This window comes from Zobellella maritima (genome assembly GCF_003075035.1).
In the GTDB taxonomy this organism is placed as follows: Bacteria; Pseudomonadota; Gammaproteobacteria; order Enterobacterales; family Aeromonadaceae; genus Oceanimonas; species Oceanimonas maritima.
The window spans coordinates 109,303-126,861 of the sequence record NZ_QCZE01000006.1; the positions used below are offsets into that span (position 1 = coordinate 109,303).

General features: G+C 59.3%; 14 protein-coding genes and 1 tRNA gene. 13 read left to right on the forward strand and 2 right to left on the reverse strand.

Translation table 11 applies throughout. The annotated features are described in order from the left end of the window. Positions 1–427: 427 nt before the first annotated feature. Positions 428–503: transfer RNA gene (locus tag DCS96_RS17235), tRNA-Gly, on the forward strand. A 260-nt stretch (positions 504–763) separates the two neighbouring features. On the opposite strand, the gene DCS96_RS17240 is transcribed toward DCS96_RS17235, so the two are convergent. Further along, the gene (locus tag DCS96_RS17240; protein ID WP_198650120.1) at positions 764–1,717 is read right to left on the reverse strand and encodes a LysR family transcriptional regulator; all 954 of its coding nucleotides are present in this window, start codon (positions 1,715–1,717) and stop codon (positions 764–766) included. A gap of 129 nt (positions 1,718–1,846) precedes the next feature. Here DCS96_RS17240 and ydiJ point away from each other — a divergent pair, with 129 nt between their 5' ends. Beyond that, positions 1,847–4,909, forward strand: coding sequence for a D-2-hydroxyglutarate dehydrogenase YdiJ (ydiJ, locus tag DCS96_RS17245; protein WP_116475647.1), 3,063 nt, complete (start codon positions 1,847–1,849; stop codon positions 4,907–4,909). Between the two features lie 72 nt (positions 4,910–4,981). Here ydiJ and queG read toward each other — a convergent pair whose 3' ends face one another. After that, complete coding sequence (gene queG, locus DCS96_RS17250) at positions 4,982–6,109, reverse strand: tRNA epoxyqueuosine(34) reductase QueG (RefSeq protein ID WP_116475682.1); 1,128 nt, start codon at positions 6,107–6,109, stop codon at positions 4,982–4,984. Here queG and DCS96_RS17255 point away from each other — a divergent pair. The 11 genes from DCS96_RS17255 to DCS96_RS17305 all read left to right on the forward strand — a co-directional run bounded on the left by DCS96_RS17255 (position 6,108) and on the right by DCS96_RS17305 (position 17,524). Beyond that, on the forward strand, positions 6,108–7,628 hold the full coding sequence (locus DCS96_RS17255; RefSeq protein ID WP_116475648.1) for an NAD(P)H-hydrate dehydratase: 1,521 nt from the start codon (positions 6,108–6,110) through the stop codon (positions 7,626–7,628). The genes queG and DCS96_RS17255 overlap by 2 nt on opposite strands. Continuing rightward, complete coding sequence (tsaE, locus tag DCS96_RS17260) at positions 7,603–8,070, forward strand: tRNA (adenosine(37)-N6)-threonylcarbamoyltransferase complex ATPase subunit type 1 TsaE (protein ID WP_116475649.1); 468 nt, start codon at positions 7,603–7,605, stop codon at positions 8,068–8,070. The genes DCS96_RS17255 and tsaE overlap by 26 nt, the downstream gene beginning before the upstream one ends. Further along, the gene (locus tag DCS96_RS17265) at positions 8,067–9,398 is read left to right on the forward strand and encodes an N-acetylmuramoyl-L-alanine amidase (protein WP_116475650.1); all 1,332 of its coding nucleotides are present in this window, start codon (positions 8,067–8,069) and stop codon (positions 9,396–9,398) included. Before tsaE ends, DCS96_RS17265 begins: the two co-directional genes overlap by 4 nt. 2 nt (positions 9,399–9,400) lie before the next feature. Next, positions 9,401–11,200, forward strand: a complete 1,800-nt coding sequence (gene mutL, locus DCS96_RS17270; RefSeq protein ID WP_116475651.1) for a DNA mismatch repair endonuclease MutL — start codon at positions 9,401–9,403, stop codon at positions 11,198–11,200. Beyond that, positions 11,190–12,134, forward strand: coding sequence for a tRNA (adenosine(37)-N6)-dimethylallyltransferase MiaA (gene miaA, locus DCS96_RS17275; RefSeq protein WP_116475652.1), 945 nt, complete (start codon positions 11,190–11,192; stop codon positions 12,132–12,134). The genes mutL and miaA overlap by 11 nt, the downstream gene beginning before the upstream one ends. A gap of 36 nt (positions 12,135–12,170) precedes the next feature. Further along, complete coding sequence (hfq, locus tag DCS96_RS17280) at positions 12,171–12,440, forward strand: RNA chaperone Hfq (RefSeq protein WP_116475653.1); 270 nt, start codon at positions 12,171–12,173, stop codon at positions 12,438–12,440. A gap of 78 nt (positions 12,441–12,518) precedes the next feature. Further along, the gene (gene hflX / locus DCS96_RS17285) at positions 12,519–13,805 is read left to right on the forward strand and encodes a ribosome rescue GTPase HflX (RefSeq protein ID WP_116475654.1); all 1,287 of its coding nucleotides are present in this window, start codon (positions 12,519–12,521) and stop codon (positions 13,803–13,805) included. Between the two features lie 46 nt (positions 13,806–13,851). Beyond that, a complete protein-coding gene (gene hflK / locus DCS96_RS17290) occupies positions 13,852–15,021 on the forward strand; it encodes an FtsH protease activity modulator HflK (RefSeq protein ID WP_116475655.1) in 1,170 nt (389 codons plus the stop codon). Between the two features lie 3 nt (positions 15,022–15,024). Next, on the forward strand, positions 15,025–15,909 hold the full coding sequence (hflC, locus tag DCS96_RS17295; protein WP_116475656.1) for a protease modulator HflC: 885 nt from the start codon (positions 15,025–15,027) through the stop codon (positions 15,907–15,909). Positions 15,910–15,966: 57 nt separating this feature from the next. Next, the gene (locus tag DCS96_RS17300; protein ID WP_116475657.1) at positions 15,967–16,149 is read left to right on the forward strand and encodes a DUF2065 domain-containing protein; all 183 of its coding nucleotides are present in this window, start codon (positions 15,967–15,969) and stop codon (positions 16,147–16,149) included. A gap of 76 nt (positions 16,150–16,225) precedes the next feature. Further along, positions 16,226–17,524: an adenylosuccinate synthase gene (locus DCS96_RS17305; protein WP_116475658.1), complete on the forward strand. Its 1,299-nt coding sequence runs from the start codon at positions 16,226–16,228 to the stop codon at positions 17,522–17,524. Positions 17,525–17,559: the final 35 nt, after the last annotated feature.

The following is a 17,559-nucleotide window of genomic DNA, read 5'->3' on the forward strand; positions in this document are numbered from 1 at the left end:
GCTGGTAGAGCACAACCTTGCCAAGGTTGGGGTCGCGAGTTCGAATCTCGTTTCCCGCTCCAAATTGAAAGGATATGGCTTACCAGAGCGGTATCTGAAATAGAGGGTCGCAGCGCGGCCCCAAAGAGAGAGTTTACAGATTATTGCGGGAATAGCTCAGTTGATAAGAGTTTGACCTTGCTGAAGTCGATGAGGGTCGCACCGCGGCCCCATGCACAAGTTAAAAATTTTACGCGGGAATAGCTCAGCTGGTAGAGCACAACCTTGCCAACCTTGCCAACCTTGCTGAAGTTGAAGAGGGTCGCAGCGCGGCCCCAAAGAAAGAGTTTACAGATTATTGCGGGAATAGCTCAGTTGATAAGAGCTTGACCTTGCTGAAGTCGATGAGGGTCGCGCGGCGGCCCCATGCACAAGTTAAAAATTTTACGCGGGAATAGCTCAGCTGGTAGAGCACAACCTTGCCAAGGTTGGGGTCGCGAGTTCGAATCTCGTTTCCCGCTCCAAACAAAAAAACCGACCTCAGGGTCGGTTTTTTTATGCGTGGTTTCCTGAGTTCCGTTCTCCGCTCCAATTCGAAGAGACTCCCTTCTTTTATAGCTATCACATTGAATACTCGATCTTTTTGATTGTTATACCAATTCCAGGCAAAGGGCCTACTCCGCCGACACCTTCTTGTACGCTCAGCACATGATATCTGACCGCCATCCCTGGCGGTCAGAGGGCATTCCCAAGCCCACAGGGACCGTCTTGTTCTCTGTTCAACCTAGGCTGACTCATCAACCGGCTCCACATAGGGAGGCAGCGGCATGATCGCGAAGCGCTGGCGCACCAGCTGCAACAGGGTATCGGCGGCCGGGCTGAGGGAGCGTCCCCGGCGATGAATGATATGGAGATCACGATAGATGGCGGGATTGGCCAGGGGGCGGAACAGTAGGCGTTCGAATGAGCGGGTGCCGGCCGCCAGCGCCGGTAAAATGGACAGCCCCAGGCCGGCCTCGACCAGGGCGGCGAGGCTGGCCGGGTTTGATACCTCTATTGTTGAGCGATCCAAACGAAACTCACTGCCGTGATAAAAAGGCTCCTGCGTCAGCTGGGCACGGATGCCGGTGTCAGTTGAGAGCATCAGCAGTTCTTCCCGTTCCAGCTCCTTCCAGTCGAGCGCTTGCTTGCCTTTGGCAAGTGGATGCCCGGGGGAGAGCACAGCCCCGAAACGGTCACGTAGTACCGGGGTGTAGCTGAGTTCCGGGTGATTGGAATGATTGCCTCCGATGCCAAAATCGACCTCGTTGGCCAGCACATGCTGCTCGATGCCAGCGGCGCTGTTGTCGCGCAGCAACAGCCCGATATGTGGATAGTGCAGGTGAAACTCCTTGACGACGGGGGGAAGCAAGCGGGCGAGAGTCGACGGCGAAGCGGCAACCCCAACCTTGCCATGCTGGTGTTCAGCCACTGCCTGCAAATCGGCAACTGCGGTATCGAAATCGGATAGCAGCCGTTCGGCTATCGGCAGGAATCGCTCACCCTCGTGGTTAAGCAGTACCCGGCGAGTGGTGCGATCGAGCAGGATCAAGCCGGTTTGCTGTTCCAGTTGCTTGATGGTGGCGGTGAGCGATGACTGGGTCAGATGCAGATGCTCCGCAGCCCGGGTAAAGCTGCCGTGGTGTGCAACGGAAACAAAAGCCCTCAGGTGCCGGATGGATAGATTATTCGTTATCATCAATTAATTAATAAAATTTTATCGTTTGAGTGATAAATGTAGATTCTGCATCATCTGTTCTAGACAGACAATGCCAATTACGTCGGGCCTCACCGGGACCGGCTTGACGGAAACGAGGTTAACTACGACATGATCCCACGCATCGCCCATACCGAGACTACCCAGCCGCTTTATCTCGAGTTTATCGAGGGGCTCAAACAGCAGGGATTCAGCGGTGACATCAGCCCGGACTACGCCAATCGCGTGGTGCAGTCGACCGACAACAGCATTTATCAGCTGTTGCCCCAAGGGGTGCTCTATCCGGCCAGCACCGAGGACCTGACGCTGATCGCCCGGCTGTCGAGCGAACCGCGCTTTAAGCGCATCGGCCTGAGCCCGCGCGGCGGCGGTACCGGGACCAACGGTCAGTCGCTGACCGATGGGCTGATCGTCGACTGCTCCAGGCATATGAACCGGATCCTCGAGATCAACGTCGAGCAACGCTGGGTGCGGGTACAGTGCGGAGTGGTCAAGGATCAGCTCAATGCGGCACTCAAGCCCCATGGCCTGTTCTTCGCACCCGAGTTGTCGACCAGCAACCGTGCCACCATCGGCGGCATGATCAACACCGACGCCAGCGGCCAGGGTTCCTGCCTCTACGGCAAGACCCGCGATCATGTGCTGGCGCTGCGCTCGGTGCTGCTTGACGGTACGGTCTGGGAGTCCGGGCCTCTCGATGATGCAGAACTGGAGATCATCAAGGGGCGGGACGACCGTGTCGGCGAAGTGCACCGGCTGGTCGACGATATCTACCGTACCCGCCATGACGACATCGCAGCCCGGTTCCCCAGGCTTAACCGCTGCCTGACCGGCTACGATCTGGCGCACATCCGCGACGACCAGGGCCGTTTCAACCTCAACTCGGTACTGTGCGGCGCCGAGGGCTCGCTGGCCTTTATCGCCGAAGCCAAGCTCAACGTGCTGCCGATCCCCAAGTATTCCGCGCTGGTCAACATCAAGTACGACAGCTTCGAGGCTTCGTTGCGCGACGCCAAGGCGTTGATGGCCTGGGGGCCGACCTCTATCGAGACGGTCGATTCCAAGGTGCTGAACCTGGCCATGGGCGACATCGTCTGGGACTCGGTGCGCGACTACTTCCCGCATGGTGAGGGCGAACCGGAGATTGCCGGCATCAACCTGGTGGAATATACCGGCGACGATGCCGCGCAGCTCAAGGCCGACGTCGACAAGCTGCTGGCGCACCTGGCAGCGGTCAGCGGCCAGCCGGGGCGCAGCTTCGGTCATACCGTGGCTTACGGCACCGCCGAGATCAACAAGATCTGGGGCATGCGCAAGAAATCGGTGGGGCTGCTGGGCAACGCCCAGGGCGAGCGCCGGCCGCTGCCGTTTGTCGAGGATACCGCTGTGCCGCCGGAAAACCTGGCTGACTTTATCATGGAGTTCCGCGCGGTGCTGGACGCGCGCGGCCTGCAGTACGGCATGTTCGGTCATGTCGACGCCGGCGTGCTGCATGTGCGCCCGGCAATCGACATGAAGGATCCGGCGGAGGAAGGTCTGATCCGCGATATCACCGACCAGGTGGTACGGCTGACGCAGAAATACCACGGCCTGCTCTGGGGCGAGCACGGCAAGGGCGTGCGCTCGGAATATGCGCCGGCATTCTTCGGCGACCTTTATCCGGAGCTCCAGCGCATCAAGGGCGCCTTCGATCCGCACAACCAGCTCAATCCGGGCAAGATCGCCACGCCGCCGAACGACGGCGCCGAACTGCTGAAGATCGATCAGGTACCGACCCGCGGCCAGCACGACCGGCAGATCAATATCGCGGTGCGTCAGAGCTATGAGTCGGCGATGAACTGCAACGGCAACGGCGCTTGCTTCAACTACGATCCCAACGACGCAATGTGTCCGTCCTGGAAGGGCACCCGTGAGCGCATCCACTCGCCCAAGGGGCGTGCCTCCCTGGTGCGTGAGTGGCTGCGGCTGATGGCCAACCAGGGTGTTGACCTCAACGACGCCAGCCGCGAGGTCAAGGCGGCGTCGTTCATCACCGGCCTGCCGCGGCGGGTGAGCAACAGCCTGCGCAAGCGCCGAGGCGAGTACGACTTCTCCAATGAGGTGCACCACTCCATGATGGGCTGCCTGGCGTGCAAGTCCTGCGTCGGTCAATGCCCGATCAAGGTCAATGTGCCGGATTTTCGCGCCCGCTTCCTCGAGGTCTATTACGGCCGTTACCTGCGGCCGGTGAAGGACTATGTGGTCGGCAGCCTGGAGTTCATCATCCCGACGCTGGCAAAATTTCCGGCTCCCTATAACTGGGTGATGCGTAATTCGGTGCTGAAGGGCTTCTTCCAGCGCCAAATTGGCATGGTCGACAGTCCTGAGATCAGTCGCCACAACCTGCAGCAGGGACTGCGCCGCCATGGTGTCAAACTAGCAACACCGGAGAATATCGCACAGCTGTCAGAGGCGCAGCGCGCCAAGGCGGTCGTGATCGTGCAGGACACCTTTACCAGTTACTTCGAGAGCGAGGTGGTGCTTGATGTCGTCGACCTGTTGGGTCGGCTCGGCTTCCATGTGCTGGTGGCTCCCTTCAAGCCCAACGGCAAACCGCTGCAGGTGCACGGTTTCATGGCGCTGTTCGAGAAGACCGCGCGCCACAACGCCCGCATGCTGAAGGCGATCAACGACAGCGGCCTGCCGCTGGTGGGCATAGACCCCTCGATGACGCTGACCTACCGCCAGGAATACATCTACGCATTACCTGAAGCCGAGTTACCGGAGGTGAAGCTGGTACAGGAGTGGCTTATGGAGCAGCGGGACGCCCTCGCGGCGCAGGCGGACACCCTGCCGGCGGGTGAGTTCCGGATGCTGGCTCACTGCACCGAGAAAACCTCGGCGGCACCATCGATCCGCAGCTGGCAGGAGCTTTTCGCGGCGCTCGGGCAGCAACTGGAGGTGATCCCGACAGGATGCTGCGGCATGGCCGGCACCTATGGCCACGAAACCGCCAACTACCAGAACTCGCGCCGCATCTACGATCTGAGCTGGCGTGAACCGGTCAACGCCGCCGACAACCGGGGCAAGCTGGTGGCGACGGGCTATTCGTGTCGCAGCCAGATCAAGCGTTTCGATGCGCAGCGTGTTCCGCATCCGCTGCAGGCGTTGCTGAGTCAGCTTACCAGCCGGTAGATACTTCCCCCCGGCAGACAGGACAAACAACGGGCGAGAGGCGTTTTGTTAGCCCGAGCCGCCGGTTATTTTTTATCGGGCATGCTTGGGCATGCCCTTGTCTACGGCGCGGATAAGCCTTGCTGTCTTGCGGTCCTGCTGGGCCAGCTTTTCACCCTGTCGGGCCAGGGCCCAATCAATGTGCTCTTGCACCATCTCATCCAGCTCGTCGCGCTTTTGCTCCAGGGCAAACACCACTGCAGGGCTGGCGGGGGCATTACCCAGCGCCACGGCGATATTACGCAACCAGCGCCGGTAGCCGATACGGCGAATGGGGCTGCCTTCGGTGCGCTTCAAAAACTGCGCTTCGGTCCAGGCAAACAGGGTGAGTAGCTGGGGAGCATGCAGCTGCTCCCGGGCGGCAAAGTCCGGTTCCTTGCTGGCATCGGCAAAACGATTCCAGGGACAGATCAACTGGCAATCATCGCAGCCATAGATACGGTTACCCATCAATGGCCGGAACTCTTCCGGAATGGGGCCGTCCAGCTCTATGGTGAGATAAGAAATGCAACGACGGGCATCGACCACATAGGGAGCCACTATGGCGCCGGTCGGGCAGGTGGTGATACAGGCGACACATTTGCCGCAGCCCTCTGCCACCGGTTCGTCTACCGGCAGAGGTAGATTGACCAACAGCTCACCCAGAAAGAAGAAAGAGCCCTGTTCGCGGTTGAGTAGCAGCGAATGCTTGCCCACCCAGCCCAGGCCGGCCTTGGCCGCCAGGGGGCGTTCAAGTATGGGCGCCGAGTCGACAAAGGGGCGGGCGCTGAGTTCACTGAAGGCCAGACTGATCTTATCGGACAGTTGTTTGAGTCGCTGGCGCAATACCTTGTGGTAGTCCCGGCCTAAGGCATAGCGGCTGATATATCCCTTATCGGGGTCGCTCAATACCCGGGCGATGGCGGCCTGTTCGGGCAGATAGTTCATACGTACCGATATCACCCGCAGGGTGCCGGGCAGCAATTCCTGGGGACGGGCCCGCATCATGCCATGACGTGCCATATACTCCATTTTTCCCTGGTAGCCTTTGGCCAGCCAGTCGGTCAGCAGGGGCTCGTGATCGGTTAAGTCGGGATCACAGATACCAACCTGGTCAAAACCTAGCTCTGTTCCCCAGAGCTTGATATCGTTGGCCAAAGCATGTAATTCGGGAGCAGTCATGGGCGCCATCGGTCTGGAAAATGGGCATAGTTTAACACATTCCCTCTGGCGCTCGGAGCAGATCCGGATCGGTGAGCGACAGGCAGCGGGGGCGGCCGGGATCCAGATGTACGAACTGATGTGCCGGGCGGGGCTGGCGGTGTTCGAGCTGGCCCGGAACCGTTGGCCAGAGGCGCAGCATTGGTGGATCTTTGTCGGTGGCGGCAATAATGGCGGAGACGGCTATGTGGTGGCACGGCTTGCCCGAGCCGCCGGCATCCGGGTGCAACTGGTACAGCAGGGCGATGCCGAAGCCTTGCGCGGTGACGCGGCCCGGGCCCGGGATCAATACCGGGCCGATGGCGGTGCCATCGAAAGCGTCGGTGCCCTGCAGGGTCAGCCGGATCTGGTGATCGATGCCTTGCTGGGTATCGGTTTGAAAGGCGAGTTGCGCCAAGAAGCCAAAGGGATCATTCATCAGATCAATCGGCTCGGGGCACCGGTGCTGGCGGTCGATCTGCCCTCCGGTCTCTGTGCCGATACCGGCCGATTGTTGGGCGGGGCGGTGAGTGCCAGCCTGACCCTGACTTTTGTTGGCCTCAAGCCGGGTTTGCTAACCGGCCAGGGCAGGGATGTTTGCGGCGATATTTTACTGGCTGATCTGGGTATTCAGTCTCACCTGGGGCAAGTTCCGGTGGCTGATTTATTACAGTGGGATGAATGGCGGCAGCGATTGCCCCGACGTCGGGTCAGTGCTCACAAAGGCCAGGTGGGTCGTCTGCTGGTGCTGGGGGGAAATCGGGGCATGAGTGGTGCCATCCGTCTGGCGGGAGAGGCGGCACTGCGCTGCGGCACCGGTCTGGTGCGGCTGGTGAGCCATCGGCAACACTATCGGTTGCTGAATATGACCCGCCCTGAACTCATGACCGCCTGGTATCCGGACTTTGATCACTGGACCTGGGCCCATGCCCTGGTGATAGGGCCGGGCATGGGCCAGGATGCATGGGGCCGGTCCCTGTGGCAGGCTTCTCTCACATATAGCGGCCCCCGGGTGGTTGATGCCGATGGCCTGCACCTGCTGGCACATACAGGGGGCGGGTCGGAAGAGCGTGGTTGCTGGGTGCTGACTCCCCATCCCGGGGAGGCGGCCAGCCTACTGGGCTGCTCGGTAGCCGAGATAGAAGCCGACCGGCTGACAGCGGTGAACCGGTTGCGGGAACAATATGGCGCGGTTGTGGTCCTCAAGGGGGCGGGGACTCTGGTGGCTGATGAGTCTGGTGTCAGCCTGTGTCATTATGGCAATCCGGGAATGGCATCCGGAGGTATGGGCGACCTGTTATCTGGTATAATCGGTGCCCTGCTGGCCCAGGGAATGGCTGCGGGACAGGCCGCGCGCCTGGGGGTATGTCTCCATGGGCGGGCCGGTGATCTGGCGAGTACCCATGGAATGGTCGGTATGCTGGCTTCCGATCTGCTGCCGGGTATCAGGCGTCTTATTAACCAAGTAGAAGAAGATGACAACAAAACAGTGGACCATTGAACTGGCCGATGAGGCCGCGACCCTGGCATTGGGCCGGCAACTGGCGCAGGCCTGCACCCAGGCCATGGTGATTTACCTGCATGGCAGCCTGGGGGCGGGAAAAACGACCCTGAGCCGCGGCTTTGTTACCGCCCTGGGTCATCAGGGCAAGGTGAAAAGCCCGACTTACACCCTGGTAGAACCCTATCGAGTCGGCGATTGGCAGGTTTATCACTTCGATCTTTACCGGCTGGCGGATCCCGAAGAGCTGGAATTCATGGGGATCCGTGATTATTTTACCCCGGACAGCCTGTGTCTGGTGGAATGGCCGGAGCAGGGCGAAGGGATGTTACCTGCGGCCGATCTGGAAATAACCCTGAATTATCATGAGCAACGGCGGCTGGCGACGCTCTTGCCGGCCAGTGCCGCAGGACAGGCTTTGTTGGAGAAAATAATAGCGTGAAGTCGATAGTCGCATTGCTCAGCATCTTGTTCAGCCTGGGGGCCTGGGCCAATCAGCTAGAAAGCATTCGCATCTGGCCATCGCCGGACAACACCCGTATCGTGCTGGATATGGGAGCCGCGCCCAAGTATCACTATTTTACCCTGCGCAATCCTCACCGGTTGGTGGTGGATCTGGAGCAGACCCAGAATCGGGTGCGTTTCAACGAGGTGCAAAACAACAGCGAACTGATAACCCGGGTGAGGAGCAGCAAGGCACCTAACGCGGGCAGCTATCGGTTGGTGTTCGAGCTTAGAGCCGGTGTCAAGCCGGTGGTGTTTCCGTTGACGCCGGCGGGTGACTACGGTCATCGGCTGGTGATCGATCTGCCTTATGACGATAAAAGCCGGGCCAGCCAGCCGGCGCTCAGAAACACGGCGTCGGGCAAGGGCTCCATCGTCATCGCCATCGATCCGGGTCATGGCGGCGAAGACCCCGGAGCCATTGGGCCGAGGAAGAACCGGGAAAAGCACATCACCCTGTCGGTATCGCGACGGCTGGCCGATCTCATCAACAAGGAGCCAGGGATGCGTGCGGTACTGACCCGTACCGGTGACTACTATGTCAACCTCAACAAACGTTCGGAAATCGCCCGCAAGGCCAGGGCCGATCTGTTGCTGTCGATCCATGCGGACAGTGTGGCCAATTCAGGCCCCCGGGGGGCGTCGGTATGGGTGTTGTCCTCAAACCGAGCCAACCGGGAAATGGCCGGCTGGCTGGAGAAACAGGAGCGCCAGTCCGAACTCTTGGGCGGGGTAGGCGAGGTGATTTCCCAGACCGATGACAACCCCTATCTGACCCGCACCTTCCTCGACCTGTCCATGGACAAGTCGCGGGCAGACAGCTATGCCATCAGCGAGCACATCCTGGCGGCCATGGGCAAGGTGGTGCGCCTGCACAAACGCAAGCCGGAGCATGCCAGCCTGGCGGTGCTGAAATCGCCGGATATCCCCTCGCTGCTGATCGAAGCCGGCTTTATTTCTAATCCTCAGGAAGAAAGCCTGTTGCTCAGTGCCGACCATCAGCAGAAAGTGGCGCAGGCGGTGTTTAACGGCATTAAATCCTATTATCGGGAAAATCCGCCGAGTCGGACCATGATGGCCGGACAGGCTTCCCAGGCAGGGGGGCAAACGGCCTTGAGCACACGTAAACATACGGTCAAGACAGGTGAAAGTCTGTCGGTGATCGCCCAGCGTTACGGGGTGTCGGTCGGTCGGCTAAAGGGCCACAACCGGCTGCAGTCCGATGTGGTCAGGGTCGGCCAGATCCTGGATATTCCAAGTAGCTGATCATGCCGATTCAGATACTGCCAGCTCGGCTGGCCAACCAGATAGCAGCCGGTGAAGTGGTCGAGCGTCCCGCCTCCGTTGTCAAGGAACTGGTGGAAAACAGCCTGGACGCCGGAGCCGATCGCATCGAGGTAGACATCGAAAGAGGCGGGGCCAAGCTTATTCGCATCCGTGATAATGGCGCCGGTATCGCCCGGGACGAGCTCACCCTGGCGCTGTCTCGCCATGCGACCTCCAAGGTCAGTACCCTGGAGGATCTGGAGCAGATCCTCAGCCTGGGCTTTCGTGGCGAGGCGCTGGCTTCCATCAGCTCGGTTTCCCGGCTGACGCTGACTTCCAGGCCGGCCGCTCAGTCAGAGGCCTGGCAGGCGATGGCGGAAGGCCGGGACATGGCGGTAAAGGTACAGCCCGCTTCCCATCCCCAGGGTTCCACGGTCGAGGTGAGCGATCTGTTCTTTAATACCCCGGCCCGCCGCAAGTTCCTGCGCACCGAGAAGACCGAGTTTGCCCATATCGATGAGCTCATACGCCGTATTGCGCTGAGCCGTTTCGATATCAACCTGAGCCTGAAACATAACGGTAAGCCGGTTCGCCAGTACCGGGCCGCGAAACTGGCTTCCCAGCAGGCGAAACGTCTGGCCGCCGTCTGTGGCCCCACCTTTGCTGCCTCGGCGCTACGACTCGACAGCGAGCACCATGGGCTGCGTCTGTGGGGTTGGCTAAGCCCGGCCGATGCAGCCCGAAGCCAGGCAGATCTGCAATATACCTATGTCAACGGCCGCATGATGCGTGACAAGCTGCTCAATCATGCCATTCGTCAGGCCTATGGGGAACGGCTGGCGGCCGACACCAGTCCGGCGTTCGTGCTTTATCTGGAACTGGATCCCGGACAGGTGGATGTCAATGTGCATCCGGCCAAGCATGAAGTGCGTTTCCATCAGGCCCGGCTGGTGCATGATTTTATCTACCAGGTGCTGGTACAGGCGCTGGAGCAGGAGCCTGCCTCTCCCGAAGCCACGGCTGCGCCCCGGGTTGAAGAAGAGACGATTCGGCCAGACGACGACCGCAGTCGGACGCTGGCGTTCAGTTCCCCGGCCCATGGCTACGCCTATGCCGGCGGACAGGGGGGCCGGCAACCCGCGCGGCGGGAGCAGGCCAGTGGCCTGAGTCGGCAGACCTGGCAGGGGCTGGATGCCCTGCTGACCACGGTACCGACCGATACGGAGACTGCGGCGCCAGTGCCGGGTGGAGAAGAAGATCGCGCCCTGCTGGTAGTCCGGGGCTGCTATTTGGTGGCCGTATACCGGCAGGCGCTATGGTTGTGTGATCTGAATCGAGCCCGCGCCTATGATGACGGCTTTAAGCTGCATGCGGTCTGGCAACAGGGTCTGGTACCGCAGCCGCTGTTGCTGCCGGTATCGGTCCCTGTCTCACCGGAACAACAGGCCGCCATTGGCGAGCAAGGCGAACTGTTGCAAAAGCTGGGACTGGAGTTGAAATCAGGATCCAAAGGCACCATTATCCTGACCCGGGTGCCACAACCGTTGCGCCATGCGGATTTGGCCCGTCTGATCCCCTGTTTGCTGGAGCAGCTGACCGAGGGCCTGGCGGCCGATCCGCAGGCATTGTGCATCTGGCTGGCCGAGCAGGGGCAGCATGACAGGAGCGACTGGTCATTGGCGGAAGCACGGACTCAGTGGCAGCGCTTGTTACAGCTACATAACGGCGACGTGGCCGACCTGGCCTGCGTACAGGCCCTGGCCATAGAACAGCAAATTGATAGGTGGTTACATGGGGAATAAACCCCTGGCGGTATTTTTAATGGGGCCGACGGCATCGGGCAAGACCAATCTGGCCATGGCGGCTGTGCGGGCCTTGCCCTGCGAGCTGGTAAGCGTGGACTCGGCCCTGATCTACAAAGGCATGAATATCGGTACCGCCAAACCCAGTGCCGAGGAGCAGGCCCTGGCGCCTCATCGGCTGATCGATCTGATCGATCCCCGTCAGGCATACTCTGCCGCAGATTTTCGTCGAGATGCCCTGGCGGCAATGGCCGAGATAACCGCAACCGGGCGCATTCCCCTGCTGGTGGGGGGCACCATGCTCTATTTCAAGGCCTTGCTGGAGGGCTTGTCTCCCCTGCCCAGTGCCGATCCCGAGATCCGGGCCGGGATTGAGGCCGAGGCCCGACAACATGGCTGGGAGGCTTTACATCGGCAGCTGGCCGGTATAGATCCGATTGCCGCGGCGCGTATCCATCCCAATGATCCCCAGCGTCTTTCCCGGGCATTGGAGGTATATCGCATTTCCGGCAAAACCCTGACAGAATTGACACAACGCAAGGGTGATCCCTTACCTTACAAAGTGTTACAGTTTGCCGTTGCGCCTCGGGAACGGGCCGTACTGCACCGGCGCATTGCCATCCGTTTTCAGCAGATGCTGGCTGCCGGCTTTGAAGACGAGGTGAGGTCTCTCTACCAAAGGGGTGATCTGCATCCGGATTTGCCGTCGATACGGTGTGTGGGTTATCGGCAAATGTGGGATTATCTGGCGGGTACAGTAGGCTATGATGAAATGGTGGCGCGTGGTATTGCCGCCACCCGCCAGTTGGCCAAACGGCAACTGACCTGGTTGAGAAGCTGGCCGGAGCTGCACTGGCTGGATACCGATAATGAAGATGCTTGTCAGGCGCTGGTCGAGAAGGTCAGGCAGGCACATAATGAAATAAAACAATAAAAAGTTTCCACTATTACAAAAAATAAGGATAACAAGATGGCTAAGGGACAATCCTTACAAGATCCGTTTCTAAATGCGTTGCGGCGTGAACGGATCCCTGTCTCTATTTACCTGGTGAATGGCATCAAGCTGCAAGGACAGGTCGAGTCGTTTGATCAATTTGTGATCCTGCTGAAAAACACTGTCAGCCAGATGGTGTACAAGCATGCGATTTCTACCGTGGTACCTGCCCGGCCGGTACATCATCAGCCCCCGGCGGCCCCCGAAGCGCCCGAGTCGTCAGCACAAGAGCCGGATCAGGATTGAGCTTGAGCTCCCCCACCTGTTTGCTTGAGTACCGCTTGGCGGCCGCTTTTTTAGTGCCCGCAACATGGAGGAAATCCCTTGTTTGAACGCTATCAAGGTGGCGAGTCTGCCATTTTGGTTCATATCAATTTCACCGATGACAGTGAGCGTGAAGCCCTGGACGAACTGGAGTTGCTGGCGGATTCTGCCGGCGTGGCTACCTGTGCCGTAGTCACGTCCAGTCGCGGGGCCCCACAGTCCAAGTTTTTCATCGGCAGCGGTAAGGTGGAAGAGCTGGCCGGTTTGGTGCAGATGCATCAGGCCGATGTGGTGATCTTCAATCACAGCCTGAGTCCGGCTCAGGAGCGTAACCTGGAGCGGGAAGTCCGCTGCCGGGTACTGGATCGCACCGGGCTGATCCTGGATATTTTTGCCCAGCGGGCCCGCACCCATGAGGGCAAGCTGCAGGTTGAACTGGCCCAGTTGCGTCATCTTTCTACCCGCTTGGTGCGAGGCTGGACGCACCTGGAAAGACAAAAAGGCGGTATCGGCCTGCGCGGCCCGGGGGAAACCCAGCTGGAGACAGACCGCCGGTTGTTGCGCGAGCGGATCAAGTATATTCAGAAACGGCTGGAGAAGGTGTCCCGGCAGCGGGAGCAGGGCCGTCGGGCCCGGCTGCGCAATGAGGTGCCTACGCTGTCTTTGGTCGGCTATACCAACGCCGGTAAGTCGACCCTGTTCAACCGCCTGACCGAGGCTGGCGTCTATGTTGCGGATCAGCTGTTTGCGACCCTGGATCCGACCCTGCGCAGGATCGAGCTGGCCGATGTCGGCCCGGCGATCCTGGCCGACACGGTCGGCTTTATTCGTCATTTGCCCCATGATCTGGTCGCCGCCTTCAAGGCAACCCTGCAGGAGACCCGGGATGCGGACCTGCTGCTGCATGTGGTGGATTGTGCCGACGAAGAAATGCAGGACAATATCCGGGAGGTCGACGCGGTTCTTGAACAAATAGATGCAGGCCAGGTGCCGGTGCTCATGGTCTACAACAAGATAGACAAGCTGGAGCAGGCGGCGGGACGCATCGAATATGATGATGAAAATATGCCGCGGGCCGTCTGGCTGTCGGCTCAGAGTGGTCAGGGCGTTGAATGTCTGTTCGAGGCCCTGAGCCAGCGCTTGGCGGGGGCTCTGGTAGAACACCGGCTGACGCTGCCGCCGTCGGCGGCGAGATTGCGTAGCCGTTTGTATGCCATGAACGGCATAGTGAGTGAAGCGTTTGGCGAGGCCGGGGAGTATGTGGTGGATATCCGCCTGCAGAAAGCCGACTGGCAACGACTGATAAAACAAGAAGGTGAGCAGCTAGAGCGCTTTATAAGCGACTGATTGCTTGGTAAAGTTACGTCCACAAACCAGAAAGACGGAGATACAAATGGCTTGGAATGAGCCTGGAAATGGTGGCAAAGACCGTGACCCTTGGGGGAACAACGGTAAACATCAGGGTCCGCCAGATCTGGATCAGGTTATACGTAATCTGAGTAATAAATTAGGTGGCTTGCTCGGCGGTCGCGTACCGGGGAGCGGCGGTGGGGGCATCGGCTCGTTCGGGGTGGTGGTCGCCCTGGTCATCGCCCTGGTCGTGTGGGTAGTTAGCGGTTTCTACACCATCGGCGAGGCCCAGCGCGGCGTGGTGCTGCGTTTCGGTAAATTTTATCAGATGGTCGATCCGGGCCTGAGTTGGAAGGCGACCTTTGTCGATCGGGTATATCCGGTGGATGTGGAAACCGTGCGCTCCCAGCCGGCATCCGGCTTTATGCTGACCAAGGATGAAAACCTGGTGCGGGTAGAGATGGATGTCCAGTACCGGATTATCGATCCGCGGGCCTATCTGTTCAACGTCACCAATGCCGACGACAGCCTGCATCAGGCACTGGACAGCGCCCTGCGCTATGTGGTCGGACACAGCACCATGGACGATGTGCTGACGGTGGGTCGTGAGCGAGTCCGTCAGGAAACCCGCGAGCTGCTCGAGCGGACGATCGACCCTTATAACCTGGGGCTGATGATCCTGGATCTGAACTTCCTGCCGGCGCGTCCGCCGGAAGAAGTGAAGGATGCCTTCGATGACGCCATTGCGGCTCAGGAAGACGAACAGCGCTTTATCCGTGAAGCCGAAGCCTATGCCCGGGAAATAGAGCCCAAGGCGCGGGGCCAGGCCCAGCGCCTGTTACAGGAAGCCGAGGCCTACAAGGAGCAGATTGCCTTCCGGGCCGAGGGTGAAGTCGCCCGCTTCCGGGAACTGCTGCCCCAGTACCAGCGTGAGCCCGAGCTGGCGCGTCAGCGCATCTATCTGGAAACCATGGAAGAAATCTACAGCAAGGTGAACAAGGTGATTGTGGATACGCCGGAAGGCAGCAACAGCCTGATCTACCTGCCGCTGGACAAGCTGATGGAGCAGCAGGGCCAACGTGCCGAACGTCCGGATCCGAACAAGATTACCTCCGATTACCTGAATGGTAACGTACATGCGGGTCAGGACAGTGGTCAGATTAGACCGACCTCCGATCGCAGCAACATCCGTCCGACTTCAGGGAGAAACTAAACGATGAAAAGAGCATTAATCGTCGTTCTGGCCTTGGTTGCCATGGTGGTTTACTCCTCTATTTTTGTGGTGTCCGAAGGTGAGCGGGGCATAGTCCTGCAATTCGGCAAGGTGAAGCGTGAAGCCGACTCCGAGCTGCCAACCGTCTATCAGCCGGGCCTGCACTTCAAGGTGCCGATGATCGATCAGGTTCGCAAGCTGGATGCCCGGGTACAGACCCTGGGCGATCAGGTGGATCGTTTTGTGACCTCCGAGAAAAAGGATCTGATCATCGACTCCTACGTGAAGTGGCGTATCGATGATTTCGCCCAGTACTACCTGTCTACCGGTGGCGGTAACCGCCTGCAGGCGGAAGGTCTGCTGCGGCGTCGGATCAACAACAGCCTGCGTTCCGAAATCGGTACCCGTACCATACGGGATATCGTTTCCGGCGAGCGGGGCGATGTCATGGAAAGTGCGCTGAAAGGATTGCTTGAGTCTTCCTCCGAGCTGGGTATCAAGGTGGTGGATGTACGGATCAAGCAGATCAACCTGCCCACCGAGGTATCCAACTCCATCTATCAGCGGATGCGCGCCGAGCGGACTGCGGTTGCCCGGGAGCACAGATCCGAGGGTCGAGAGCAGGCCGAGATCATCAAGGCCGAGGCCGACCGCCGGGTGACCGTGATGATCGCCGAAGCCCAGCGTAACTCCCGCACCCTGCGTGGTGAGGGTGATGCCCTGGCCGCCAAGATCTATGCGGATGCCTACAGTGCCGATCCCGAGTTTTTCAGTTTCGTGCGCAGCCTGGAAGCCTACCGCAAGAGCTTCGAACAGGGCGGTGACATGATGATATTGAAGCCGGACGGCGATTTCTTCCGTTTCCTGAAAGACCCCTCGGGGGAGTAACCCGTCAGTTTACAAGGCCTGGTTAACCAGGCCTTTTTTGTTTCTGGAGCCGGAAACATGCAGCCAATTATGTTGGCCCTCGGGCTGGTATTGATTATCGAAGGGCTGGGCCCCTTGCTTTTCCCCCAGGCCTGGCGTCGCTGGCTGAGCCAACTGGCCAGTACCGAGCCGGCGTTGCTGCGCCGTATCGGCGGAGCCCTGGTAGTGGCCGGCGGCACTATATTTTATTTTTTCCGCTAAAGAGCCCGTTTCGTTTATTCCGACCTTGGTCAAAATTTGTTAGACTCCATTTTTAACAACCTAACAGTTAGTGAAAATGGGACAAAACGTTGTTGTACTAGGCACCCAATGGGGTGATGAAGGCAAGGGCAAGGTCGTCGATCTGCTGACTGACAAAGCCCGTTATGTCGTACGCTATCAGGGAGGCCACAATGCCGGTCATACCCTGGTGATTGATGGTAAGAAGACGGTTCTGCATCTGATCCCCTCAGGCATACTGCGTGATAACTGCACCTGCATCATCGCCAACGGTGTAGTACTGTCTCCGGATGCCCTGTTGAAGGAAATGGCCGGACTCGAAGCCAATGGGGTTCCTGTCAAGGAGCGCCTGGTATTGAGCGAAGCCTGCCCCCTGATCCTGCCCTACCATGTGGCCATGGATGTCGCCAGGGAAAAAGCCCGTGGCGCGAAAGCCATCGGTACCACGGGCCGTGGCATAGGCCCCGCCTATGAAGACAAGGTTGCCCGTCGCGGTCTGCGTGTCGGGGATCTGTTCAACATGACCAGCTTTGCCGAAAAACTGAAAGAAGTGGTGGAGTACTACAACTTCCAGCTGACCGGTTTTTATGGCGCTGAAGCGGTTTCCTACGACGAGGTGCTGGAGCAGGCCCGGGGCTATGCCGAACTGCTTACCAGTATGGTGGTCGATGTCACAGATATGCTGGACCAGGCTCGTATCCGGGGTGAAAAGATCATGTTTGAAGGAGCCCAGGGCACCTTGCTGGACATCGATCATGGTACCTATCCCTATGTGACCTCATCCAACACCACCGCCGGTGGCGTGGCGACCGGCTCCGGCTTTGGTCCCTGCTACCTGGATTATGTGCTGGGTATCGTCAAGGCCTATACCACCCGTGTTGGCTCGGGTCCTTTCCCCACCGAGCTATTTGATGGTGTGGGCGAACACCTGGGCGTGAAAGGCAACGAGTTTGGTGCCACTACCGGCCGTAAACGTCGTACCGGCTGGTTTGATGCGGTAGCGATGAAACGCGCCATCCAGGTCAACTCCATTTCCGGTTTCTGCCTGACCAAACTGGATGTACTGGACGGCCTGGAAGAAGTGAAGATCTGCATTGGCTACCAGATGCCCGACGGTACGGTACGTGATGTACCGCCGATGGCGGCGGAAGGTTACGAAACCGTCACGCCGGTATATGAGTCCATGCCCGGTTGGAGCGATAACACCTTCGGTGTTACCACGGTCGAAGGCCTGCCCCAGGCGGCCCGTAACTATATCAAGCGCCTGGAAGAAGTGACCGGGATCCCGGTTGATATTATCTCTACCGGCCCGGATCGTGGCGAGACCATGATACTGCGCCATCCGTTCGAAGTCTGATCCCGGCTTAACGGATAAAAAATGCCAGTCGTTCG

Bases quoted from the DNA above. Each gene is read 5' to 3' on its own strand.
- DCS96_RS17305 (WP_116475658.1), top strand. From the start codon at position 16,226: ATGGGACAAAACGTTGTTGTACTAGGCACCCAATGGGGTGATGAAGGC.
- tsaE (WP_116475649.1), top strand. From the start codon at position 7,603: ATGACAACAAAACAGTGGACCATTGAACTGGCCGATGAGGCCGCGACC.
- miaA (WP_116475652.1), top strand. From the start codon at position 11,190: ATGGGGAATAAACCCCTGGCGGTATTTTTAATGGGGCCGACGGCATCG.
- ydiJ (WP_116475647.1), top strand. From the start codon at position 1,847: ATGATCCCACGCATCGCCCATACCGAGACTACCCAGCCGCTTTATCTC.
- DCS96_RS17300 (WP_116475657.1), top strand. From the start codon at position 15,967: ATGCAGCCAATTATGTTGGCCCTCGGGCTGGTATTGATTATCGAAGGG.
- DCS96_RS17240 (WP_198650120.1), bottom strand. From the start codon at position 1,717: ATGATAACGAATAATCTATCCATCCGGCACCTGAGGGCTTTTGTTTCC.
- DCS96_RS17255 (WP_116475648.1), top strand. From the start codon at position 6,108: ATGGGCGCCATCGGTCTGGAAAATGGGCATAGTTTAACACATTCCCTC.
- hfq (WP_116475653.1), top strand. From the start codon at position 12,171: ATGGCTAAGGGACAATCCTTACAAGATCCGTTTCTAAATGCGTTGCGG.
- mutL (WP_116475651.1), top strand. From the start codon at position 9,401: ATGCCGATTCAGATACTGCCAGCTCGGCTGGCCAACCAGATAGCAGCC.
- hflK (WP_116475655.1), top strand. From the start codon at position 13,852: ATGGCTTGGAATGAGCCTGGAAATGGTGGCAAAGACCGTGACCCTTGG.
- hflC (WP_116475656.1), top strand. From the start codon at position 15,025: ATGAAAAGAGCATTAATCGTCGTTCTGGCCTTGGTTGCCATGGTGGTT.
- queG (WP_116475682.1), bottom strand. From the start codon at position 6,109: ATGACTGCTCCCGAATTACATGCTTTGGCCAACGATATCAAGCTCTGG.